The organism is Enterococcus sp. E5-162, from assembly GCF_035725965.1.
In the GTDB taxonomy this organism is placed as follows: domain Bacteria; phylum Bacillota; class Bacilli; order Lactobacillales; family Enterococcaceae; genus Enterococcus_B; species Enterococcus_B lactis.
Genome location: NZ_JAPRFV010000004.1, coordinates 58,047 through 83,156, shown reverse-complemented (window position 1 = coordinate 83,156; position 25,110 = coordinate 58,047). Strand labels below are relative to the sequence as shown.

General features: G+C 38.3%; 20 protein-coding genes, 2 pseudogenes and 1 other annotated feature. Of the genes and pseudogenes, 16 read left to right on the top strand and 6 right to left on the bottom strand.

Annotated elements, in window-relative coordinates; all coding sequences use genetic code 11:
• Positions 1-280 precede the first annotated feature (280 nt).
• Positions 281-2,446 (top strand): collagen-binding MSCRAMM adhesin Acm, encoded by a 2,166-nt coding sequence (gene acm, locus OZZ83_RS05390; RefSeq protein WP_195943533.1) that lies wholly within the window; start codon positions 281-283, stop codon positions 2,444-2,446.
• A 430-nt stretch (positions 2,447-2,876) separates the two neighbouring features.
• Here the strand turns inward: acm and OZZ83_RS05385 are convergent, their stop codons facing one another.
• On the bottom strand, positions 2,877-3,362 hold the full coding sequence (locus OZZ83_RS05385) for a prolyl-tRNA synthetase associated domain-containing protein (protein WP_002310123.1): 486 nt from the start codon (positions 3,360-3,362) through the stop codon (positions 2,877-2,879).
• 99 nt (positions 3,363-3,461) lie between these two features.
• Positions 3,462-3,696, top strand: a binding site (T-box leader).
• 155 nt (positions 3,697-3,851) lie between these two features.
• Between OZZ83_RS05385 and OZZ83_RS05380 the strand changes: the two genes are divergently transcribed.
• The 7 genes and pseudogenes from OZZ83_RS05380 to OZZ83_RS05350 all read left to right on the top strand — a co-directional run bounded on the left by OZZ83_RS05380 (position 3,852) and on the right by OZZ83_RS05350 (position 12,173).
• Positions 3,852-4,493 carry an amino acid ABC transporter permease gene (locus OZZ83_RS05380; RefSeq protein WP_002293344.1) on the top strand — a complete coding sequence of 214 codons (642 nt, stop codon included), beginning with the start codon at positions 3,852-3,854 and terminating at the stop codon, positions 4,491-4,493.
• 18 nt (positions 4,494-4,511) lie between these two features.
• Positions 4,512-5,147 carry an amino acid ABC transporter ATP-binding protein gene (locus OZZ83_RS05375; protein WP_278023422.1) on the top strand — a complete coding sequence of 212 codons (636 nt, stop codon included), beginning with the start codon at positions 4,512-4,514 and terminating at the stop codon, positions 5,145-5,147.
• An 18-nt stretch (positions 5,148-5,165) separates the two neighbouring features.
• Positions 5,166-5,981 (top strand): amino acid ABC transporter substrate-binding protein, encoded by an 816-nt coding sequence (locus OZZ83_RS05370; RefSeq protein ID WP_002310125.1) that lies wholly within the window; start codon positions 5,166-5,168, stop codon positions 5,979-5,981.
• A gap of 621 nt (positions 5,982-6,602) precedes the next feature.
• Positions 6,603-8,039 carry a glycoside hydrolase family 1 protein gene (locus OZZ83_RS05365; protein ID WP_002310127.1) on the top strand — a complete coding sequence of 479 codons (1,437 nt, stop codon included), beginning with the start codon at positions 6,603-6,605 and terminating at the stop codon, positions 8,037-8,039.
• Positions 8,040-8,227: 188 nt separating this feature from the next.
• Positions 8,228-10,675 carry a DNA translocase FtsK gene (locus OZZ83_RS05360; RefSeq protein WP_002310128.1) on the top strand — a complete coding sequence of 816 codons (2,448 nt, stop codon included), beginning with the start codon at positions 8,228-8,230 and terminating at the stop codon, positions 10,673-10,675.
• A gap of 233 nt (positions 10,676-10,908) precedes the next feature.
• Positions 10,909-11,976 carry a 23S rRNA (adenine(2503)-C(2))-methyltransferase RlmN gene (gene rlmN, locus OZZ83_RS05355; RefSeq protein ID WP_002293564.1) on the top strand — a complete coding sequence of 356 codons (1,068 nt, stop codon included), beginning with the start codon at positions 10,909-10,911 and terminating at the stop codon, positions 11,974-11,976.
• A pseudogene (locus OZZ83_RS05350) lies at positions 11,966-12,173 on the top strand (hypothetical protein). The gene rlmN and the pseudogene OZZ83_RS05350 overlap by 11 nt, the downstream one beginning before the upstream one ends.
• Here OZZ83_RS05350 and OZZ83_RS05345 read toward each other — a convergent pair.
• Positions 12,170-12,540: pseudogene (locus OZZ83_RS05345) on the bottom strand (iron-containing alcohol dehydrogenase family protein); the annotation flags it as partial. The pseudogenes OZZ83_RS05350 and OZZ83_RS05345 overlap by 4 nt on opposite strands.
• 133 nt (positions 12,541-12,673) lie before the next feature.
• Between OZZ83_RS05345 and OZZ83_RS05340 the strand changes: the two are divergent.
• Positions 12,674-13,222 (top strand): aminoglycoside 6'-N-acetyltransferase, encoded by a 549-nt coding sequence (locus tag OZZ83_RS05340; RefSeq protein WP_002293989.1) that lies wholly within the window; start codon positions 12,674-12,676, stop codon positions 13,220-13,222.
• Between the two features lie 544 nt (positions 13,223-13,766).
• Positions 13,767-15,428, top strand: coding sequence for a peptide ABC transporter substrate-binding protein (locus OZZ83_RS05335; RefSeq protein ID WP_002289796.1), 1,662 nt, complete (start codon positions 13,767-13,769; stop codon positions 15,426-15,428).
• Between the two features lie 69 nt (positions 15,429-15,497).
• Here OZZ83_RS05335 and OZZ83_RS05330 read toward each other — a convergent pair whose 3' ends face one another.
• Positions 15,498-15,845 (bottom strand): DUF3899 domain-containing protein, encoded by a 348-nt coding sequence (locus OZZ83_RS05330; protein WP_002293571.1) that lies wholly within the window; start codon positions 15,843-15,845, stop codon positions 15,498-15,500.
• Between the two features lie 83 nt (positions 15,846-15,928).
• On the opposite strand from OZZ83_RS05330, the gene opp3b reads away from it, so the two are divergent.
• The 5 genes from opp3b to OZZ83_RS05305 are packed head-to-tail and all read left to right on the top strand — an operon-like array spanning position 15,929 to position 20,955.
• Entirely contained in the window at positions 15,929-16,870 is a 942-nt protein-coding gene (gene opp3b, locus OZZ83_RS05325) for an oligopeptide ABC transporter permease (RefSeq protein WP_002293573.1), read from the top strand.
• Entirely contained in the window at positions 16,871-17,914 is a 1,044-nt protein-coding gene (locus tag OZZ83_RS05320) for an ABC transporter permease (RefSeq protein WP_002293574.1), read from the top strand.
• 5 nt (positions 17,915-17,919) lie between these two features.
• Positions 17,920-18,990: an ABC transporter ATP-binding protein gene (locus OZZ83_RS05315; RefSeq protein ID WP_002310131.1), complete on the top strand. Its 1,071-nt coding sequence runs from the start codon at positions 17,920-17,922 to the stop codon at positions 18,988-18,990.
• Positions 18,980-19,933 (top strand): ABC transporter ATP-binding protein, encoded by a 954-nt coding sequence (locus tag OZZ83_RS05310; RefSeq protein WP_002310132.1) that lies wholly within the window; start codon positions 18,980-18,982, stop codon positions 19,931-19,933. The genes OZZ83_RS05315 and OZZ83_RS05310 overlap by 11 nt, the downstream gene beginning before the upstream one ends.
• Positions 19,934-19,944: 11 nt before the next feature.
• The gene (locus OZZ83_RS05305; protein ID WP_002320387.1) at positions 19,945-20,955 is read left to right on the top strand and encodes an RNA-guided endonuclease TnpB family protein; all 1,011 of its coding nucleotides are present in this window, start codon (positions 19,945-19,947) and stop codon (positions 20,953-20,955) included.
• A gap of 282 nt (positions 20,956-21,237) precedes the next feature.
• On the opposite strand, the gene OZZ83_RS05300 is transcribed toward OZZ83_RS05305, so the two are convergent.
• Positions 21,238-22,059, bottom strand: a complete 822-nt coding sequence (locus tag OZZ83_RS05300) for an NUDIX domain-containing protein (protein WP_002293580.1) — start codon at positions 22,057-22,059, stop codon at positions 21,238-21,240.
• Positions 22,060-22,156: 97 nt separating this feature from the next.
• Positions 22,157-22,435, bottom strand: a complete 279-nt coding sequence (locus tag OZZ83_RS05295; RefSeq protein ID WP_002293582.1) for a hypothetical protein — start codon at positions 22,433-22,435, stop codon at positions 22,157-22,159.
• 268 nt (positions 22,436-22,703) lie between these two features.
• Here OZZ83_RS05295 and metG point away from each other — a divergent pair, with 268 nt between their 5' ends.
• Complete coding sequence (metG, locus tag OZZ83_RS05290) at positions 22,704-24,713, top strand: methionine--tRNA ligase (RefSeq protein ID WP_002289325.1); 2,010 nt, start codon at positions 22,704-22,706, stop codon at positions 24,711-24,713.
• 54 nt (positions 24,714-24,767) lie between these two features.
• Here metG and OZZ83_RS05285 read toward each other — a convergent pair whose 3' ends face one another.
• Positions 24,768-25,040: a hypothetical protein gene (locus OZZ83_RS05285; protein ID WP_002310138.1), complete on the bottom strand. Its 273-nt coding sequence runs from the start codon at positions 25,038-25,040 to the stop codon at positions 24,768-24,770.
• Positions 25,041-25,110: the final 70 nt, after the last annotated feature.

The window sequence follows — 25,110 nt, the reverse complement described above, 5'->3', positions numbered from 1 at the left end:
TGCACGTTCCATTTTTGTAAGTTAAAAATTGGAAATATAGATTGAAAAAATGAAAGCAATAAGTAAAATAAAATGAATATATGCGAAAAAATAATTTACATTAGGAAAAACCTTGTAAAAACAGTTTTTTGGCATATTTATTTTTTATAAATATTTGTAAAATACCTATCAATTTTTTAGTTAAAAGATTGGAAATGAGTAGGGGAGGAATTGAAGAAAGGATTTTCGAGAGATGATATGGTAGGTTTTATTTTTAGTTAGAATAGGGGAGATAGAAAAAATGAAAAAGTGTAGAAATATTATTTTATCAATGTTATTTATTATTACTAATATAACATCACTGATTCCTGTTCATGTCTATGCGGATGCAGGCAGAGATATCAGCAGTAACGTCACTTCGTTGACCGTGGACCCAACGAATATTACAGATGGAGGAAACATAAAAGTAAAATTCTCGTTTGACGAAAAAAAACAAGATATCCAGCCAGGTGATTATCTTTGGATCAATTGGCCAAGTGAAGGAAATATTCGCGGTGAAGGATTCCAGAAAGAAATCCCATTAATGATTGAAAATAAAAATGTTGGAACTTTAACGGTCAGAAAAGATTCTGCACAGGTTGTATTTAATGAAAATATTAAAAACATAGACTCAGTAGAAGGGTGGGGGCAATTTGAGATCCAGGCCAGAAACGTAACCGATACTGGTGAAGAAAATACGGGGCCATTCACCGTGATGAGTGGTGACAAAACGGCTACTGTAAATGTGACAAAGCCAGCTTCTGGTTCTTCTTCTAGCGTTTTTTATTATAAAACAGGAGACATGCTTCCTGAAGATACTGAGCACATTCGATGGTTTTTGAATATTAACAATGACGGCACTTACGTTGAACAACCAGTGAAAATCAGTGATGAAATCCAAAGTGGACAAAGATTAGATCCAAGTACGTTTGAAATTAATCAAATACACTTAGGTGAACAGAAAGTTTACAGAGGAGAAGAGGGAATCCAACAATTTTTACAAGATTTCCCCGGTGCTACATTTGATTTTTCAGTAAATGATAATTACATTGAAATAACTATACCAAAAAACTTTGTCAATCTTAGGAAAATAATGGTGAGTTATAAGACGATTATAGAAACCCCAGAACAAACAAGTTTTGAGAATCATTCGAAAGCTTGGTTTAAAGAAGTTAATAAACCTGCTGTTGATGGAGAAGGTTTCAATCATACGGTTAAAAATATTTCAGCTTCTGGTGGAGTCAACGGTACAGTTAGAGGCGAATTGAAGATTTTCAAATATATCAATGGCACAGAGATTGGTATCCCAAATGTGACTTTCGAATTAAGACGAGCAGATGAACAGCCTATTCAAGGACAGTCTAGTATCCTGTTGACTTCGAATGAACAGGGAGAAGTTAGTATCAAAGGTCTGCAAGTAGGAGATTATGTTGTAAAAGAAAAAGAAGCACCCAATTGGATTGATTTTGATCCACTAAGTTCAAATGAACTCAAATTCTCCATAAATGAAAATGATACAGAGGGAGTCAGTTTACCTATTTATAACAAGAAAAAGGTTACGAACATCACAGCAACTAAAATTTGGAACGGTGGAACCACTCCCAGACCAAGTATTTATTTTAAATTATTCAGAGAAAGTACAAACAATTGGGAACCAGTTCCTGATACAGAAACAAAGCGATTAGATAATGGAATAACTTCAGTGACTTGGGAAGATATCCAACAGTATGATGATAGTGGAAACGAATATACGTTTAAAGTGCAAGAAGTAGACCAAAACGGAAATGATTACGTCCCTTCAGGTTATCAAAAAATTGAAAACGGGCTAGTCGTTACAAATGAGAATAGAGAAGTCATTTCGGTCTCAGGACAAAAAACATGGGAAGACAATGAGAATCAAGACGGTAAACGACCGACAACGATCACAGTGAATCTATTAGCCGACGGTCAACCAATCCAACATAAAGAAGTAAGTGAAAAAGATGATTGGCACTATCGTTTCACAAATCTGCCAAAATACAAAGACGGGCAAGAAATCATCTATACTGTAACGGAAGACAACGTACCAGAATACAGTACGACAATTGACGGGTATAACATCAAAAACAGTTATACACCGGGCAAAACAAATATATCTATACCAGGTAGCCATATAACACCGTGGAAAAATTTTCCAGAGAAGACAGAGAGAGAGAAAATTAGAAATCTATTCTCTCAAAAATTGCAAATATTTGCTCATACAGGAGAATCTAGCGAACAAAGAACCAATTATATTAGTAAGAGAGCTGTACCTAAACAGATAACAAATAAATCAAAAAACATTCTTCCTAAAACAAGTAGTAAAAAATCTAGTTTTGCTGTAATCATTGGTTTATTGATAGTAACTATCTGTACAGGGATATTCTTACAAAAATATAAAAAAGTTTAAATAGAATAATTTTTGTTATTCAGAATATAATATTTTTTGTTAAATATGACTGAAAGCAAAAGGATAAAATTCCGCTTTATAATCAAAAAGAGCATGGGACAATAGTAAAGAACACTTTTGTCTCACGCTCTAAACACGTATAAACGGCGGAAGCAGAAGCCACTCCTTCGGAAATAAGCTGAAATTCACAAAAATTTGAAAAGCAATTTTCGTGAATTTCTTCTTATCTCTTGGAGTTAAACGCTTCTGTCCCAGCCTCTTTTCGTAGAATCATTAAATATGGATTTGGCTAACTATGGAAGAATACTCTAGTTTTCAGCGTTCATACTAGTTGTTACATTGTTTGATTGGCTAAAAGAATTTCTGATATATTTTGTGCTAAATAAAGAAAAAGACGCTTGAATTGGGAATTAAGAAAACTACTCTATCATTACAAATTTTCATAAACTGGCAGATGTTCTAAGTAAACAAGTATCTTTTCAAAGTCGGAAAAATCCATGATCAACGTAGTGGTATTGATATTTGGATGAAAGCCTACGGTATCTTGACGATCAATAGCAGAATCGATCACGACTTGGATTTTTTTCTCTGTGTCGTGCATCAATGCTAATGGAGTCACTGTACCTGCTGGAATTCCTAGAAGGTCAGGAAGCTGTTCTTCAGAAACAAAAGATAAGCGCTTTTCTTTTAATTGTTCAGCTAGTTGTTTTAAATCGGCATGCTTTTCATCAGGCAAGATGACAAGATAGATTTTTTTTCCTTTTCTTGATTTCAATAATAGATTTTTTACTTGCGGACCAGGTAGGGAAAAAGGGATATTTTTGACTGACGTAATCGCAGGATGATCAACTTTTTGAAAAGAGATACCTAGTTTTCTTAGTAGTTCATAAGCTTCTTGTTCGGTTGCACGATTCATCGCGCATCACCCTCCTTTTTTTATTAGTGTATCATAAAAAAGAGTTGACAAGAGTTGACAAATGAAAAATAATCATGTAAATTACACGTAAAGTTAAAACAAATGACATCGAAAAGAAGAGTAGCAGTTAGGTGTTTTTAGAGAGTCTCTGGTTGGTGGAAAGAGACAACAGTTAACCGTGAAACACATCTTGGAGTCGATTTTCTGAAGCGTATAGTAGGAAAATCCGGGGAGCCCGTTACAGCTGCGGTCGTTGCTAGATGACCAGGTAAGGCTGGCTTTTCCGTGAGGAGCCGGTAAAAAAAGGTGGAACCACGTGATTAACGTCCTTTGATCTTCGGATCAAAGGACGTTTTGTTTTCATCTGATTTGCAACGACTGTGTGAGGTTTTTTCTGCAAGGAAAAAATAAACAGAGGTGGAACCACGTATAATACGTCCTCTTGGCATTTGCCAAGAGGATTTTTTTATTTTAAAGGAGGAAAAGAAGATGGAGTATTTAATTGAAGTTATGCCGCAATTATTAGTAGGAGCACTCACAACATTGAAATTATTTTTATTTACCTTGATTGGCTCGTTGCCATTAGGGATTATTTTAGCACTAGGATTGTCCTTGCATTTTAAGCCGCTACGCTACTTTCTTCAAACATATGTATGGATCATGCGGGGAACGCCACTATTGTTACAGCTGATTTTTGTTTTTTATGGTTTGCCGACGATTGGGATCGTTTTTGATCGATTCGAAGCAGCGCTCATTGCTTTTATCTTGAACTATGCCGCTTATTTTGCAGAGATCTTCCGTGGAGGGATACAATCGATTCCTCAAGGTCAATATGAAGCAGCGCAAGTTTTGCAATTAAGTCCCTTCCAAACGGTAACGAAAATCGTCATCCCGCAAGTGACAAAGATTGTTTTACCTTCTGTAGGTAATGAAGTTATCAACTTGGTCAAAGATTCTTCCTTGATCTATATATTAGGTTTGGGTGATGTAATGCGTGCCGGGAAAATCGCGATGGAACGCGACGCGACTTTACTGCCTTTGCTAGGAGTGGCAATCATCTATCTTACATTGACTGGTATTCTAACAATCGTAATGAAACAAGTTGAAGGAAAATTAAATTATTACCGCTAACTGATAGGAGGAAGAAGTATGATTGAATTGAAGAAAGTGAACAAAGCATTTGGTGAAAAAGAAATAATCAAAGATTTGGATCTAATCATTCCAGATGGGAAAACATTAGCTATCGTAGGTCCTTCCGGTGGCGGTAAAACCACACTTTTACGTATCTTGGCTGGCTTAGAAAGCTCTGACAGCGGAGAATTTTATTTAGACGGTGTACCGTTCAATCCATTCGAACTTAAAATGAAAGAACAAGTTGTAGGAGTCGTATTCCAAGACTTCCAGCTATTTCCACATCTGAATATTTTTGAAAACATTACCTTAGCACCGAAAATGGTATTGAAACAGACAAAAGAAGAATACACCAAAAAAGCAGAAGAATTAGCGGCTTCATTAGGGATTAGCGATTTATTGAATAACTATCCTTATCAGCTTTCTGGCGGACAAAAACAACGGGTAGCGATTGCTAGAGCATTGGCCATGAATCCACGGGTATTGGCTTATGATGAACCAACGAGTGCTTTAGACCCTGAGTTGCGTCAGCAAGTCGAGCGTTTGATCCTATCATTGAAAGAAGACGGGGTAACCCAAATCATTGTCACCCATGATCTCGTATTTGCAGGAAATGTCGGTGATCAACTATTAAAAGTTTCCCCAATTCATTAAGAAAGGAAGAAGATAGAGATGAAAAAAATCAGTTTTCTATTCGCTTTGCTCGTAGGTCTTCTTCTTTTTGCAGGCTGTTCGAATAAAAAGGCTTCAGCAGATAATTGGGCGGCTATCAACGAAGAGAAAAAAATCGTTATAGGTTTGGACGATACATTTGTTCCTATGGGATTTAGAGATAAAGATGGGAAGCTTACAGGATTCGATATTGATTTAGCCAAAGCAGTCTTTGAACAATATGGGATTACGGTAGACTTTCAGCCTATTGACTGGTCGATGAAGGAATTTGAACTGAACAATGGAACAATCGACTTGATCTGGAATGGCTATTCCAAGACACCGGCAAGAGAAAAGAAAGTGCAGTTTACAAAACCTTATATGGAAAATGATCAAGTGCTGATCACACCTAAAGAATCAGGAATCACAAGCTTTGAGCAAATGAAAAATAAGAGATTAGGTGCGCAAAATGGGTCATCTGGTTATGATGTATTTACGAAACAACCAGAAGTGTTAAAAGAGAGAGTCAAAAACCAAGATGCTGTTTTGTACGATAGTTTTAATGAAGCACTGATTGATCTGAAAAGCGGACGGATTGATGGTTTGCTGATGGATAAAGTATATGCGGACTATTATTTGAAACAAAGAAACGAACTAGAAGACTTCAACATGACAAAAGGCTCTTACGAAAGTGAGGATTTTGCGGTTGGTGTGCGTAAGTCAGATGATACGTTAGTGAAGAAAATAAATGAAGCATTTGATCGATTAGAAAAAACAGGGGAATTCCAAAAAATCTCCAATAAATGGTTTGGTGAAGATGTCACGCCGAGAAATTAACAAATAGGGAACTGTGACAAAAGACGTGTCCCAGTCCCTTTTTCCGAATAAACAGTGTTCTCCTGCCAACTCTTCGGTCACAAGTCACGATATTCAACAAACATGAGAAACTGTTTTTTGAAATTGCTCCTTGTGACTCGGAGCTGAACGGCAGGCTCACAACCTCTTCCTTAAACGGTGTTCAAAAGCCAGTTTCTCGGTATTAAGTCCAATTTATGCAAAAATGTAGAAAGCCATTTCCACAAAATTTTTCTTAATACTCGAAACTAAGCGACTTTTTCACAACCTCTTTCTTAAACGGTGTTCAATCAGCTGACCCTCGGTATTAGCTCAACAAACGGCAAAATATGAGGAACTATTTTTCCGTTTGTTTCTCTAATACTCAGGACAAAGCGCTGATTTCACAACCTCTTATACACGGTGTTCCAGAAGTACCTTCTTCGAAAAATAAGCCGAAATTTCACAAAAATTTGAGAAGCAATTTTCGTAAATTCCTTCTTATTTCTTGAAGCTGACCACTTCTTTCACAACTTCCTTTACATAATTTTATTTTGTTGTGGAAGGGGTTTCGTGTTATTCTAAAAGAGGAACGATTGAAGGTTATAGGAAAGGAAGAGATGAATGGAACACAAAGAACTTACCTCATTTCCAAAAGATTTTCTGTGGGGCTCTGCATCTGCAGCGTATCAAGTAGAAGGAGCTTGGCAAGAAGATGGGAAAGGCGAATCAGTCTGGGATCGATTTGTTCGGATTCCAGGAAAGACATTTAAAGGAACAAACGGTGATCTGGCAGTAGACCACTATCATCGTTATAAAGAAGATATTGCTTTAATGAAAGAACAAGGTCTGAAAGCTTACCGCTTCTCTGTAGCTTGGACACGGATTTTTCCTAATGGAAGAGGAGAAGTCAATCAAGCAGGGCTCGCTTTTTATGAGAGATTGATCGACGAATTGATCGAAAACGGTATCGAGCCTATGTTGACTTTGTATCATTGGGATCTTCCACAAGCATTGCAAGATGAATATAATGGTTGGGAATCACGTCAAATCATTGAAGATTTCACTAATTATGCAGAAACATTATTTGAGGCATTCCGCGGGAAAGTCCATTACTGGATTAGTTTGAATGAACAAAATATCTTTACTTCATTAGGCTATTTATTAGCAGCACATCCGCCAGGCGTGACGGATCCAAAACGAATGTATGAAGTCAACCATATCGCAAATCTAGCAAATGCATCTGTCATCAACAAATTCCATGAGTTAGAAATGCCTGGAAAAATCGGACCAAGCTTTGCGTATACGCCAAATTATCCAATCGACAGTAATCCTGAAAATGTTCTGGCAGCCGAAAATGCAGAAGATCTGATGGCCAATTATTGGATGGATGTCTACATGTGGGGTAAATATCCTATTGCTGCTATGAGATTCTTAGAAGAAAAAGGATGGGCGCCAACGATTGTAGCTGGCGATGCAGAATTGCTAGAATCAGCCAAGCCAGATTTCCTTGGGATCAATTACTATCAAACAGCGACGAATGCATTCAATCCATTAGATGGAGTTGGAGCAGGAAAAATGAATACGACTGGGAAAAAAGGTTCATCAGAAGAAACAGGGGTTCCTGGAATGTATAAAAAAGTTGAGAATCCATTTGTCGAACGAACAAATTGGGACTGGGAGATCGACCCAGAAGGCTTAAGGATCGGATTGCGTCGTATCACAAGCCGTTACCGCATGCCGGTACTGATCACGGAAAATGGCTTAGGAGAATATGACAAGTTGACAGAAGACAAACAAATCCATGACGACTATCGAATCCATTACTTACAAAGCCATGTCAAAGCAATCAAAGAAGCAATTTCGGATGGCGCAGAAGTATTAGGCTATTGTACATGGTCTTATACAGATTTGCTGAGTTGGCTGAACGGTTATCAAAAGCGATATGGATTTGTATATGTCGATCAAGATGAAACACAAGAAGGATCTTTGGAACGATATAAGAAAGACAGTTATTACTGGTACCAAAAACTGATTGAAGAAAATGGAGAGAACCTTTAGTTCTCATGCTTAAAACAAGAAGGTACGGCTGGATATGGCCGTGCCTTTTTTTGATAAAATCATTTAGAAATTAAGAAAAACTGTAAAATAAGCTGAAAAATGAAAGAAAGCGTCAGTTCTTTCAAACAAAACTTTAGTTCCCTTGCTTTTTTTTGTATAATGAAACTTGATGAAATGAGGGATAATAAATGGCACAAAAGAAACGGCCTACTAAGAAAAGGAAAAAGACGAAAAAAACGAAAAAGCAAAAACAGCAGCAAGAACAAATGCTGACGATTGGTGTTGGATTTGCCTTGATTCTATTTGCTGTATTCGGCTTTTTAAAATTAGGTTTTTTAGGAATATTGATTGCAAACGGCTTTCGGATCATTGCAGGAAATACTTACCAAATCCTCTGTCTTTTATTAGCCGTATTAGGATTTTGGATTGTCATTAAGAATACAGAGTTTTCAATTGGCAAAAACCGACGCTGGTTTGGCGGTATACTCTTTTATTTCGGTATCTTATTATTGCTACATGCCCATTTATTCGGCAAACTCCATACTGGGGAACCAAATATCATGGGGACGACATGGGACTTATTGGCTAGCGATATAAAACAAAGTCAAGTAGATAATAACGTTGGCGGAGGGATGATCGGAGCAATTCTTTATCATTTCACTTATTTCTTGATTGCACAGCCTGGAAGTTATTTAGTAGCCATTCTATTACTGGCGGGTGGAGCATTCTTGTTCAGTAATTTGGAAGGCTATCAGCTGCTGAATGGTATCCAATCAATTGGAGAACGGGTACAGGAATTATTGGAAGGTGATCCTGCCAAGCAAGCTCAAAAGCAAGCGGCAAAGGAAGAAAGAATGAAACAGCGTGCAGAAGCGAAAGAAGCGAGACGCTTAGCGGCACAAGAAGCAGCAGAAAAAGAAGCAGTAGAATATGAGAAGAAAAAAGCTGTGAACCAGCAAAGGAAAAATACTCCTGATGAATGGCAGGAACAAGAAAATGCCGAACCTGAGCAGTTAAGTTTTGTTCCAATTGACAGTTTTCAAGAAAATATCCATCCTGCGAATCTAGAAAAACCAGTCCCAGATACACCAAAACAGACCAATACAGCAGAAGGTTATGCTAATGAGTTGCCAGAGGATGACGGTACCTCATTAGAATTTGAGATCGAAGCAGAACAGGAAAATCAAGATTATGAATTGCCGACAGTTGACTTGCTTGATTCTATACCAACTGTGGATCAAAGTGATGAGTATAAAAAAATTGAAAAAAATATCGGTGTATTGGAACAAACTTTCCAAAGTTTCGGTGTGGATGCTAAGGTCGTCAAAGCTAGTTTAGGCCCATCCGTCACAAAATTCGAAGTCCAACCAGCTGTAGGGGTAAAAGTAAGTAAAATCGTGAACTTAACAGATGATATCGCACTTGCTTTAGCAGCGAAAGATGTTCGGATGGAAGCGCCGATCCCAGGTAAATCACTGATTGGTATTGAAGTACCAAATGGAAAGATCAGTATGGTTTCCTTTAGAGAAATCATCGAAGCTCAGCCAAACCATCCAGATAAATTACTGGAAGTACCCTTAGGACGTGATGTTTCTGGACGAGTACAAACGGCTGATCTTTCGAAAATGCCTCACTTACTTGTAGCTGGTTCGACTGGTAGTGGGAAGTCAGTAGCAATCAATGGGATCATTACAAGTATATTGATGCGTGCTAAGCCCCATGAAGTAAAACTGATGATGATCGATCCGAAAATGGTTGAATTAAATATGTACAACGGGATACCTCATCTGTTGACGCCGGTCGTAACGAACCCTAGAAAAGCGGCACAAGCCTTACAAAAAGTAGTACAAGAAATGGAAGAACGATATGAAAAATTTGCGGCAACTGGTGTAAGAAATATTTCTGGTTACAATGAATTTGTTCAGCAGAAAAACTTAGAAAACGGAACGAAACATCCAACCTTACCATTCATCGTAGTAATCGTAGATGAATTAGCTGACTTGATGATGGTAGCTAGCAACGAAGTCGAAGATGCGATTATTCGTTTAGCGCAAATGGCTCGGGCAGCGGGCATCCACATGATCCTAGCTACTCAACGTCCAAGTGTGGATGTTATCACAGGGATCATCAAAGCAAATGTACCTTCTAGAATGGCATTTGCTGTATCAAGTGGTACAGATTCTCGGACGATCATCGACTCTAATGGAGCAGAAAAGCTCTTAGGGCGAGGAGATATGCTGTTCTTGCCAATGGGTGAGAATAAACCTATCCGTGTGCAAGGAGCGTTCATCTCTGACCATGAAGTGGAGCGGATCGTTCAATTTGTTACAGATCAGCAAGAAGCTCATTATGAAGAGAAAATGATGCCGACAGATGAAGTTGAAACGGCAGGTGCCCCAGAACAGCCACAAGATGAGCTGTTTGAGGAAGCAAAAGCACTTGTTGTTGAAATGCAAACAGCAAGTATCTCCCTTCTCCAAAGAAGATTTCGAATCGGTTACAACCGAGCCGCTCGACTCGTAGATGAACTGGAAGCTCATGGAGTTGTTGGCCCATCAGAAGGAAGTAAGCCTCGGAAAGTATTCATTGATCAAGAGGAAACATCAGAACCACTGCCGGAAGATAATGATATGTAAAACTTGTTCAATGAACGGTTGAAAAACGAATAACTATATAAAAAAGACAAGACATGATGATACCAAGAGAAAAAATGGCTTTTTTCCCATCTTTTCTAATACGGTACGATGTTTTGTCTTTTTTGATTTTTATGAGATGAAAGTTCTATTCGATTTATTTGTGAAGTATTGCATTAACTAAACGAATCATGTATAGTATGTAGCGAAACTTTGAGAAAAAGAGGGAAAATACTTTGGAAAAACAATCCATCTATGGCTTGACGAATGAAGAATTAATCAATTGGTTTATAGAAAACGGTGAGAAAAAATTCCGAGCTGCCCAAGTTTGGGAATGGTTGTATCAAAAACGTGTAAGTAACTTCACAGAAATGACGAATCTATCAAAACAATTGATAGAAAAATTATCGGCACATTTTATCATCAATCCTCTGAAACAAATGGTCGTCCAAGAAGCTTCGGACGGTACAGTAAAATATTTGTTTGAACTTCCTGATAAAAATATGATCGAGACCGTACTAATGAGACAAGAATACGGCTTGTCCGTTTGCGTGACCACACAAGTAGGATGTAATATCGGCTGTACATTTTGTGCAAGCGGGTTGCTTAAAAAGAACCGTGATTTGACCGCTGGAGAAATCGTCGCGCAGATCATGATGGTTCAACATTATTTTGATGAGCGCAATCTTGGCGAACGTGTTTCCCATGTCGTCGTAATGGGAATCGGTGAGCCATTTGATAATTACGACAATGTAATGGACTTTTTGCATATTATTAATGATGCCAAAGGATTGGCGATTGGTGCGCGACATATTACAGTTTCTACTAGTGGCTTAGCACACAAAATCAAGGAATTCGCTAATAACGGCTTGCAAGTAAATCTGGCTATTTCCTTGCACGCGCCGAATAATGAGGTGCGAACATCGATTATGCGGATCAATCGAAGTTTCCCAATTGAGAAATTGATGGAAGCTGTGGATGAGTATTTAGAGAAAACAAACCGTCGAATCACGTTTGAATATATCATGTTGAATCAAGTAAATGATAGACCAGAGCATGCGCAACAATTAGCAGATCTATTAAAAGATAAGAAAAAGTTAGCATATGTCAACTTGATTCCATATAATCCAGTCAGTGAACATGATCAATATTCTCGCAGTCCAAAAGCTGATGTATTGAGATTTTATGATGTATTGAAGAAAAACGGCGTAAACTGTGTGATACGTAAAGAACATGGTACAGATATTGATGCAGCTTGCGGACAATTGCGAAGCAAGCAAATGAAAAAAACAGCTGCCAAATAATCGTAGCCTGCTTTGTTTTTTCAATTACCATAAAAGGAGCAGTTTTATTAATTAAGGAACTGTCCAACTTAAATAAGTGAAAAGATTCTATAGCGAAAGTTATAAAGCGTTTTTTGACAAGAAAAGCCCTCATCAAGCAAAGAAATGTCGTCAATTTGATGACAGCCTGCTTGATGGGGGTTGTAGCAATTATTTAACTGATTTTCTTATATCCTTGCTGGCTTTCTTGTGTAGCATGATAAGTTTCTACGTCAAGAATGGCCTGTTTAAATTTTTCTCGGGAGATTTCATAAGGCACATGTTTGATATCATTTGTGGTCATGGCTTTATCTAAGATTGCTTCTAAATCGGTCGTGATATTGAGATTCATGTCGGTTAACGATACTGGAAGTTGTTTTTTTCATAAACACATAGATTTTATCAAACAAATCGAACTGCTGATCCATCATCAATAAGGTCAGTACACCATAACTGACAGATGCTCCGTGAAGGTATCCCTCCATTTTTTTTAGAGGTCGTACTGCAATAGAATATGTGTACCTTAGCAGAAATAGTATTTCTGGAGTTTTTTTTGCTTTATAAGCAGGGCAGCCGATTAGTTTGCTAGAGAAATAATTGACTGCTAAAGAATTTGAGCGAGAACATTTCGTTTTTTCAAAAGGACTGTTAGAATAAGCAAGAACAAGGGGGAAGACGTATGATAATCAGTGAATTTGACCGTAATAATCCAGTATTGAAAGACCAGCTTTCTGATTTACTGAGACTGACTTGGCCGGAAGAATATGGAGACAGCTCGGCAGAAGAAGTAGAAGAAATGATGAATCCAGAACGAATCGCGGTAGCAGCGGTAGATCAAGATGAGTTAGTAGGATTTATTGGTGCAATCCCTCAATACGGTATCACAGGTTGGGAATTGCATCCATTAGTTGTAGAAAGCTCTCGACGAAAGAACCAAATAGGTACTCGATTAGTCAATTACTTAGAAAAAGAAGTAGCTTCCAGAGGAGGAATAACGATTTATTTAGGTACGGATGATTTAGACCATGGAACAACGTTAAGTCAAACGGACCTGTATGAGCATACGTTTGATAAAGTGGCTTCCATCCAGAACCTTCGTGAACATCCGTATGAGTTCTATGAAAAATTAGGTTATAAAATCGTAGGTGTCTTACCAAATGCAAATGGTTGGGACAAACCGGATATTTGGATGGCAAAAACGATTATTCCTCGACCAGATTCTCAATAATAAAAAGAGGTTGCGAAATCAGCGGTTTGACCTGAGTATTAGAGAAACAAATGGAAAAATAGTTCCTCATATTTTGCCATTTGTTGAGCGAATATCGAGGGTCAGCTGATTGAACACCGTTTACCCAGAGGTCGGGAACTTGCCGTTTCACTCTGAGTCACAAGGAACAATTTCAAAAAACAGCTTCTCATGTTTGATGACTATTGTGACTTGTGACCGAGGAGTTGGCAGGAGAACACCGTTTATTCGGATAAGGAACTGTGAAAAGACTTTTGTCACAGTTCCTTTTTTTTATTCTTTTTTATCTTTGTATGGCAATAATAGACAATATAACAAAAATTATTTAATGGCTACTGAAAGGCAATAGAAAACCTTGTACAAAGCTATTTTTTCTGAAAAATTCCTTGAAACCTCACGAAAAAATCATTATTTTATGTAAAAGACAAAAAAAAAGTGTTGATTTTTTAATAATTATTCATTAAACTCTTAAACAACTTCAGAAAATATTAATTATTCTGAAAATTCCAATAAAGGGGTACGTAAAATGAAAAAGAAATTTACATTTGGTTTGGTTGCGGTATGCGGCCTTGTACTTGCTGGATGTTATGGCGGCAGTTCAGCCACAAGCAGTAGTTCAGCAAAAAGCGGTTCTGCAGATGGAGGAGGCGTATTTAACTTAGTCGTGCCTCAAGAAATGCCTACAGCTGACTTATCAGTTGCAACAGATACAATCAGTTTTACAGCATTGAATAACGTTTATGAAGGAATTTACCGTCTTGATGAAGACAGCAAACCACAGCCGGCAGGAGCTAGCGAGTTGGCAGAAGTCAGTGAAGACGGATTAACTTACAAAATCAAATTACGAGAAGATGCAAAATGGTCAAACGGTGATCCTGTTACAGCAGCGGATTATGTTTATGGCTGGCAACGAACAGTAGACCCAGCTACAGCCTCTGAATATGCTTACCTGTATGCGCCAGTTGAAAACGCAGAAGACATCACAGCTGGAAAGAAAGATAAATCAGAACTAGGGATCAAAGCAGTTGGCGACTATGAATTAGAAATCAAATTGACGAAACAAACACCATATTTCCAATACCTGCTTGCTTTCCCATCATTTTTCCCACAAAAACAATCCGTAGTGGAAGAAAATGGGGATGCCTATGCATCTGCAAGTGATAAAGCTGTTTATAATGGACCATTCACATTAGAAGATTTCGATGGACCAGGAACAGATACAGAATGGACTTATAAGAAAAATGACCATTACTGGGACAAAGACACAGTAAAACTTTCTGAAATCAAAGTCAGTGTAGTAAAAGAATCTTCTACTGCGTTGAACTTATTCAAAGATGGCCAAGCAGATGATGTGATCTTGTCTGGTGAATTAGCACAGCAAAACGCAAACGATCCAGCTTATACTTCTGTTAAAGAAGCACGGACAAGCTATATCGAATTCAACCAACGTGAAAAGAATTCACCATTCAACAATGTGAACCTAAGAAAAGCTATTTCTTATTCAATCGATCGTGAAGCTTTAGTAAAACAAGTACTAGGTGACGGATCAGTTGTCTCTACAGGATTGATCCCATCAGATATGGTAAAAAGTCCAACAACGAACGAAGACTTTGCAAAAGAAGCTGGAAAATTAGTTTCTTATGACAAAGATAAGGCAAAAGAATATTGGGAAAAAGCGAAAAAAGAATTGGGCGTTGATTCTTTAGAATTTGATTTGATGGCTTCTGATGATGATTCATCGAAAAAAGTAATCGAATATGTTCAAAACTCAATCCAAGAAAACTTGGATGGCGTAACAGTCAAACCAACACCTGTTCCATTCTCTGTGCGTCTTGACCGCTCAACTTCGGGTGACTTTGACGCAGTACTAGGCGGATGGGCTGCTGACTATGCAGACCCAAGCAGCTTTACTGATTTGTTTGTCACAGGTAATTCATACAACCGTGGTCGTTGGAGCAATGCAGAATATGACGAAGCAGTTAAAGCAGCTTCATCAACAGATGCTGGCGATGAACAAGCCCGTTGGGATGATTTCCAAAAAGCAATCAAGATCATCTCTGATGATATGGGTGTCGTTCCGGTGTACCAAAAAGCAGAAGGTCACCTAGTGAATGAAAAAATCAAAGGTATCGTTCACCATGCTGCAGGCGCTTCATGGGATTACAAATGGACATACGTTGAAGAATAATCGTTAATACCGTGAGCATGAGAAAAAACGAGGCTGCGGCAAATGTCGCAACCTCGTTCTCATATTCACTTATCCTAACAAAGAAAAAAGCATGAAAATAGCAGAAAGAGCAATTAGTATTCCGGCAATGATCAGCCAAAAGCTGTACATACCGTAGCTGGCAGACGAGAGCGAGGAAAATTCTGGTTTTTTCTTTCGGTTCCTTGTTCGTGCAAGATGGACCGATCGCTGAAAATGATCGAAGAAACCCGAAGAAAAGACCCATAAAAAACCGCCGATAATCAGAAACGGCAATGACCATAAGAATAGATCATTAGATAATTGAATGAGTGTAAAGGAATGGTTGATGACGTTTTTTATTAAAATAACCAGAATCAGTAGAAAAGCTACTGCGTAGGGGATAGATTTTTTTTTCATTTGATTGCTCCTTTATTTTTGGTTCATTATCTAATAATGTAGCGAAACATCTGTCAGAAGTCAAAAGCTAGGGGGAAACATTAGTGAATAGTTATATCAAATATGTATTAAAACGTGTCTTTTTCATGATCATCACGCTTTGGTTAATTGCAACAATCACCTTTTTCTTGATGCAATTGCTGCCGGGCACGCCATATACGAATCAGGAACGTTTGAGTCCTGAAACAATCGAGATGCTAAATAAACAAGTCGGTTTGGATAAACCAGTTATCGTACAATATGGGATTTATCTTTCTAATTTGCTTCAAGGAGATTTTGGAATTTCCTTCCAATTTAAAAACCAGCCAGTCGCACATTTGTTAGCTGGAAGAATCGGACCGTCTTTGCAATTAGGGTTACAGGCAATTATCTTTGGAACAGTCCTAGGAACGATTTTAGGAACGATTTCTGCCATGAAGCAAAATACATGGGCAGATACATCTTCTACACTTGTAGCAATATTAGGTCGTTCCATTCCAAACTTTGTATTTGCTGTTTTACTACAATATATCTTTGCAATCAAATTACAAGTTTTACCAATCGCAAAATGGGATGGATTTGTGTACACGATCTTGCCGACAATTGCATTGGCCATGTCGCCGCTTGCTGATTCTGCTCGATTTATCCGGACGGAAATGGTGGAAGTACTGCATAGTGATTACGTGGAATTAGCAAAAGCAAAAGGATTGAGCCGTTGGGAAATCGCCTTTAAACATGGTCTTCGAAATAGTTTGATCCCATTGATGACTTTATTAGGACCCTTGGCTGTCGCATTGATGACCGGATCACTGGTGGTAGAAAATATCTTTGCTATTCCTGGTATCGGTGAACAATTCGTTAAGTCGATCACAACAAATGATTATCCTACGATCATGGCTGTAACGATTCTTTACTCATTTATGTTGATTTTTGTTATTTTGATCGTTGATCTGCTGTACGGTCTAGTTGATCCAAGAATTCGTGTTTCAGAAGGGAGCCGAGGATAAATGGAAATGACACCCAAGCGTTATGAAACAGTCGCAGATATTCCTGCGGATGAGTTTCTTCCATTACAAAAAAATACCGAAGAAGAACGTGAGCAGATTACTGCACCTTCTTTGAATTTTATCCAAGATTCATGGCGCCGTTTAAAGAAAAACAAAGCTGCCGTTATTTCAATGTTTTTACTGTTGGTCATCATTTTGATCTCTGTGGTCACGATCTTTGTTTCGCCACATGATCCAACTGCCCAAAACGTGGCTTATATCAATTTGCCTCCTCGTATTCCGGGAATCAATATCGATGGATTGAATGGAAAAGCAATGGTCGGCGGAGAACTGGTTGATAAATATGCTCAAGCAAACGTTCCTTCAAACGTAAGTTTCTTTTTAGGAACAGACGGTTTGGGCCGTGATGTATTAAGCCGTTTATTTATGGGAACGAGAATCTCGTTGCTGATCGCATTTATTGCTGCATTACTAGATGTAACGATTGGGGTAGCTTACGGGTTAATATCTGGTTTGTTAGGCGGACGTGTCGATAATGCGATGCAACGTTTTTTGGAAATCTTGTCAGGAATTCCAAACCTCGTTGTCATGATTTTGATGTTGGTCGTCTTCGAACCAGGAATTTTTTCCATCGTGGCTGCTATGGCCATCACAAACTGGATACCAATGGCACGTATCGTTCGTGCACAAACAATGAAATTAAAAGATCAAGAATATGTTCTAGCTGGATTGACATTAGGTGAGTCAAGAATGAAAATTGCATTCAAACATATTTTGCCGAATATCTCCAGTGTCATTATTATTCAAATGATGTTTAGCATCCCATCTGCTATTTTCTTCGAAGCCTTTTTAAGTTTTATCGGTTTAGGTCTTACGCCTCCGTCAGCTTCATTAGGAACGATGTTGAGCGAAGGGTACAAGACATTCCTGTATCTGCCTTATCTATTATGGATTCCGGCAGTAACTTTATCGGTTATCATGATTGGCTTTAACTTACTTGCTGATGGATTGCGTGATGCCTTTGATCCTAAAATGAAAGAGTGAGGACGATGACGAAAATTTTAGAAGTGAAAGACTTAGAAATCTCTTTTGATACGTATGCTGGAAAGGTACGAGCGATTCGCGGTGTCAATTTTCATTTAAATAAAGGAGAAACATTGGCGATCGTTGGGGAATCTGGAAGCGGAAAATCAGTGACAACCAGAAGCATCATGCGCTTGCTGTCGAGCAATGCCAATATAGATGCTGGGCAAATCCTTTTTAAAGGTAAAGACATCGTTGAAAAGACAGAAAGAGAGATGCAAAAAATCCGCGGAAAAGAAATAGCAATGATTTTCCAAGATCCAATGACCTCTTTAGATCCAACGATGCCTATTGGGAAACAAGTTGCTGAGTCACTTAGAAAGCATAATAAAGTTTCGAAAAAAGAGGGACAAAAAGCTGCGTTAGAACTGCTTAAATTAGTTGGTATACCTGAAGCTGAGAAACGTATCAATAGTTATCCCCATCAGTTTTCAGGAGGTCAACGCCAACGGATCGTGATTGCGATCGCACTGGTATGTTATCCGGAAATTCTGATTGCTGATGAACCTACAACAGCACTTGATGTGACTATCCAAGCACAAATATTGGAACTACTGAAAGAAATTCAGACAAAAATCGATACATCAATCATCTTTATCACTCATGACCTTGGTGTAGTAGCGAACGTTGCTGACCGTGTAGCTGTTATGTATGGGGGAAGAATCGTTGAAGTTGGAACATCCGAAGAAATTTTCTACAACCCGCAACATCCCTATACTTGGGGACTGCTTGGGTCAATGCCGACATTAGACAGTGCGAACGACCGATTGTATGCCATTCCTGGTTCTCCACCGGATTTACTGAATCCACCAAAAGGAGACGCATTCTACCCAAGAAATGAATTCGCGATGAAAATCGATGCAGAACAAGAACCGCCATTTTTTGAACTATCAAAAACACACAAGGCAGCAACTTGGCTACTTGCTCCACAAGCGCCTAAAGTGACGCCGCCAGGAGAAATCCAACGTCGCTGGGCTATTTTTAAAGAGAAACAAAAACATACTTATGGTCAAGGAGGAATTGCTGATGCCAAATAAACTACTTGAAGTTAAAGGACTGAAACAGTATTTCAATGTAGGAAAAAAGAATGAAGTACATGCTGTAAATGACATCAGCTTTCACATCTATGAAGGAGAAACATTTGGTTTAGTAGGCGAATCTGGAAGCGGAAAATCCACTACTGGCCGAACGATCATTCGTTTGAATGAACCTACTGACGGTGAGATATTATTCGACGGTCAAGATGTAACGAAGATCAAAGACAAAAAAGGATTGACGAAATTCCGACATGATGTTCAGATGATCTTTCAAGATCCATACGCTTCGTTGAATCCTCGGATGAAAGTCAGAGATATCATTGCGGAAGGAATTGATGTCAATGGGTTAGCTAAATCACCAGAGGAACGTGCCAAAAAAGTCGATGATCTATTAAGAACCGTTGGATTGAATCCGAGCCACGGCACTCGTTATCCCCATGAATTTTCAGGCGGACAGCGCCAGCGTATTGGTATTGCACGAGCATTAGCAGTAAAACCGCGATTTATCATTTGCGATGAACCGATTTCTGCATTAGATGTTTCCATCCAAGCCCAAGTTGTCAATTTATTGCAAGATCTCCAACGAGAACATCAATTGACCTATCTATTTATTGCGCATGATTTATCAATGGTTAAACATATCAGCGACCGAATCGGTGTAATGCATAACGGTTTGTTATTAGAAATGGGAAAAAGTGATGAAATCTATAATCACGGTGTCCATCCTTATACAGAAAGTTTGTTATCTGCTATTCCTCTGCCAGATCCAGATCATGAGAGAAAGCGCAGAAGAATCAAATATCAACCCGAACCAGATGACGGACAAGTACGTCAGCTTCGTGAAATCGCACCAGAACATTTTGTCTATGCAACTGAGCAGGAAGTCCCATATTATGCAAAAAAATTAAAACGACAAAAGGAATCTCTTCTGGTTGCTAACTAGGAGGGACATAGATGCTAAAAGCTTTTAAATTCCGTATGTATCCGACAGAAGAACAAAAACAGCAATTGATCCGTACTTTTGGCTGTGTTCGATTTACCTATAACCATTTGCTGAAAGAACGGCAGAAAAGTTGGCAACAAACAGGAGTGGTCGATTTTTCGCTCACGCCTGCTACGTTAAAAAAAGAATACCCATTCTTAAAAGAGGTAGACAGTCTTGCTTTAGCAAATGCACAGCTTAATTTGGACCGAGCTTTTCGCAATTATTTCAAGGGACGTGCCAGCTTCCCAAAGCTTAAAACGAAAAAAAGTATGTGGCAATCTTATACGACGAATAATCAAACTCATACGGTCTATCTGAAAAACGGCCACTTAAAATTACCAAAACAAAAAGAACTAATCAAGATAAACCAGCACCGTCCAGTCGAAGGCACGATTCGTTCCGCTACGATTTCTGCTCGATATAATGAAGAGTTCTATGTCGCACTACTTTGTGATGTTTCATCAATAAAAAAAGAATCGTCAGCTAAATGGATTGGGATTGCCTATCATCCAAAAACATTGATCGAAACATCGCATCCCATAGAAGTAACTTTACCAAAATTTGACCAGACAGAAGAAAAACTTCAGCATGCACAGCGGAAATTAAGCGTAAAAGTCCGCTCCGCTCACCATAGAAAGACCAGGTTAGATCAGGCAAGCAATTATCAGAAACAAAAGAGAAAAGTAATGGATCTTTATCTGAAACAAAAGAACCAGCGAGAAGATTATCTTGAACAATTATCTGGGAAATTGGTCAAACAATATGACTACTTATTTGTAGAATCTTTTCCAAAAGAAGATGCACATGCTGATTTTTCTATTCATGACTGGCATAAATTAATAACAAAATTGCGTTATAAGTCCCAATGGTATAATAAAAAATTTCTTTTGATCAATACCGACGGAGCAGAAGAAAGCAATTTTGTAAGAAAGAGCCAAGTGTTAGAACAACTAGGCAGGCATTCGGTCATTAAGGAATAAAAAATGAATGAAACTGACAGGAGCGTTAGGGTTCGCCTTGTTAATAAAAAGTCTGATTGACTTTTGTTTCTAGGAATTTTCTTTTGAAGAAAAGCTCACTAATTATGACAAACCAATAAAACAATAGCAGAAAAAATTCGTACGAGTTTTTTCTGCTATTGTTATTTTTTTATTCGAAGAATTTTACTGATATGCCAAAGTATGGAGCGAAAAACGCAAAACACAAAGAGCGGCTTTCCATTTATCTTGAGTGTTCAGAACGGAGCCCTTTCTTCACAATTCTTACTCATGATGTCCCGGCTTGAGCTGATAGATTTTTGAAGGGCGACCGATTCCTACAGGACGTTCGCCAATCTCGTCGAAATATTGGAGCATAGCTTTCTTAAAATTGGAATGATCGATCGTTTTATAATCGATTCCTAAGAACTTTGCAAATACTTTTCGAGCTTCTGTAATCGTGAAATCTTTACCTAAAACTTGCAAAACTTGCGGTTCGTGTTCCATTTTATTGACTACACGGTTGAATGCTTTCAAAATGATTTGACTATGGTCAAAAGCTAAAGTATCTTTGCCAGAAGACTCTCCAGTGACTAAGTCAAGTGAGATAGCCACTTCTCCGCTCGATAAATTGATCTTGTTGCCGTGACGTTCCAATGTGAACCAGCGTACTTCCTTAGCATCATCTCCGGCGATCAGCGGTTCTTCTCCAATGAAAGCTAAGTAGCTGACTGTGACGACCCAACCGCGCGGATCTCGATTAGGCGTGCTGAATGTATGCAGTTGTTCAATGTTTTCTTTAGAGATAACTACACCAGTTTCTTCCTTTGTTTCTCTTAAGACACTTTCTCCAGTTGACTCATCCTTTTGAACAAAACCACCAGGTAATGCCCATGAATTTCGATAAGGATGCCCTTTTCTTTGGATCAGCAATACTTTCAGCTGATCTTCTTCTTTGTTATAGCACATCAGTACGATATCGACAGTCAAAGAGGGCTTGTCATATTCTGGACGTTCCTGTTTTTGATACCAGTTAAGAAAATCTTCTTCACTTGCTTCATGTTCATAATATAATTTTTCTTCTTCTTTAGAAGCAAATCGGTTCATCAGACCACCTCCGTTGACATTAAAAGTACTTTTTACCTTATTGTAGCAGACTCTGAAAAAAAACCAAGGATTTACTTGAAAAATCCTTGGTTCTTCCTTAAATATGAAAAATAAATGGAAGTACTAGATTGAATAAAAAGAAAAGCAGATAAAACGGCAATACTTTATACCGCTCTTCACGAACGGCAAAGAAGCCGCAAATAACGATATATGCGTCAATGACAAAACGTAAAAGCCATGCGACTGTCATGAAACTGTTCAAATGCCCATGAAGGTTAAAATAACCATACATACGAATATAAAAATAGCTGAATATCAAATGTGCTAATGAAAGAAAAGCAATACTAAGTGTAAAAAAAAGATGTTTCTTCTGCATGATCGTTCCAGTCCCTTACTAAAATAGATAGTCTTTATTATACCACGAGTCAGGAAAGAAATAAAAAGCCGTTTCCGACTAAACATGAAACAAGATGAAAAATAGCATTTATTCCCTCTGTCCTTCCTTTTGAAGGAGGGAGTCATCGTAGAGAACAAGTCATTTATCCAGACTTTTTCATTTTGAAAAAAAGCTAACAGCATGCTTTTTTTATGGTATACTAGCAAGGAAACGAATTCGCATCATGCGATAAAGGAGGAAGAGCCCCGTGGCAGAAAAGGAAACTTTTTATATCACTACGCCAATCTATTATCCAAGCGGCAAACTTCATATCGGCAACTCATATACTACGATTGCATGTGACGCAATTGCTCGTTATAAACGGTTGATGGGCTTTGATGTGTTTTATCTCACTGGAGTGGATGAACATGGTCAAAAAATCGAAACAAAAGCAGAAGAATTAGGTGTAAAACCGCAAGAATACGTAGATAAAATGGCGGCTGATGTCAAAAAATTATGGAAAACGCTTGATATCAGTTATGACAAATTCATTCGTACGACAGATGATTACCATAAAGCAGCTGTTCAAAAAATATTTGATCGTTTATTAGAACAGGGAGATATTTACTTAGGTGAATATGAAGGCTGGTACTCTGTTTCTGACGAAGAATTCTTTACAGAAACACAACTTGCAGAAGTGTACAAAGATGATGAAGGTAATGTGATCGGCGGTAAAGCGCCAAGCGGACACGAAGTAGAATTGGTAAAAGAAGAATCTTACTTCTTCCGCATGAGCAAATACGCAGATCGTCTGTTGGAATACTATGAAGAACATCCCGAATTCATCCAACCAGAATCTCGTAAAAATGAAATGATCAACAACTTTATCAAACCAGGATTAGAAGATCTTGCAGTTTCACGAACAACCTTTACTTGGGGGGTACCAGTCAAGAGTGATCCGAAACATGTGGTGTACGTATGGATCGATGCATTGTCCAATTACATCACTGCACTAGGCTACGGGTCCGAGGATGAAAGTCTATTCGAAAAATACTGGCCTGCAGATGTTCAGATGGTCGGTAAAGAAATCGTTCGCTTCCATACGATTTATTGGCCAATCATGCTGATGGCTCTTGATTTGCCTCTACCTAAAAAAGTATTTGGTCATGGCTGGTTATTGATGAAAGATGGAAAAATGTCTAAATCAAAAGGAAATGTCGTTTATCCTGAAATGCTTGTGGAACGTTATGGTTTAGATGCACTCCGTTATTATTTGCTTCGTGCTGTGCCATTTGGGTCAGATGGCGTCTTTACACCAGAAGATTTTGTTTCTCGTGTCAATTATGATCTGGCAAATGATCTAGGGAACTTATTGAATCGTACGATTGCTATGATCAACAAATATTGTGATGGTCTCGTTCCTGATTATGCCTCACTTGTCACTCCATTTGACAGTGAACTGTCTACGACGGCTGCTAACGTTGTCGGACGTTACCATGATGCAATGGAAAAAATGGAATTCAATACAGCGTTAGCTGAAATCTGGGTGCTGATTTCTCGTGCAAACAAATACATTGACGAAACAGAACCATGGGTATTAGCAAAAGACGAAGAAAAGAAAGCTGAATTGAATAGTGTCATGATCCATTTAGCTGAATCCTTGCGTATCGCCGCGATTTTACTTCAACCAATCATGACAGAAACGCCAGAGAAGATCTTCAATCAACTAGGATTGGACTCTGAAACGATGAATCTTGAAGGATTGCATTTTGGCGAATTCCCTTCAGGAACAAAAGTAGTTGCAAAAGGTACACCAATCTTCCCACGTTTGGATATGGAAGAAGAAGTTGCTTTTATCCAAGAAAAAATGTCTGAAGGTACTCAAACAAACGAAGATACAGTCAAATGGGATCCAGAAGAAACAGAACTTGTTTCAACGAAAGAAAAACAAATCAAATTTGATGTATTTGAAAAAGTAGAACTAAAAGTAGCAGAAGTCATCAACTGCCAAAAAGTAGAAGGGGCAGATAAGTTGTTGCAATTCCGACTAGATGCTGGAGACAGCCAAGATCGTCAAATTTTGTCAGGAATCGCTGAATTCTATCCTGATCCAAGCGAACTGATTGGGAAAAAAGTAGTGATCGTCGCAAATCTGAAACCACGAAAGATGCGTGGACAGATCAGTCAAGGAATGATCCTTTCCGCAGAAGCACCAGATGGCTCTTTACAAGTGATTGAAGCACCAAAATCCATGCCGAATGGCTCAGAGATCGCATAAAATCATAAGAAAAACTCGCAAGACAATGCTGCTTGCGAGTTTTTTTTATTCCTGTCAATTGCCCCAATGGTGATTATGGAAGCCAATCATATAATAAAGACACATATAACCATATAAAATGTATCCTATAAAAAGAAGGACGAGCTTTACCCACCGATGGAATCTGCAGCTTCCTAAAAACAAAAGAAAAAGTGGCTGCGAATAGTTGAATAAAATATTTGTGATTCTTTCATCTGTCTGCCAATTAAGAAAAAGGCTAATAGGAATCGTAAAGACAGAAAGAAGCAACATAATGATAAGTGGACGGGCGGTTTTTAATTGATTCATCTGGGTACTCCTTTTTATTTTATTGTCTCTTACATCCAAGGATTTTGAAAGCAATAATTTGTTTACATCT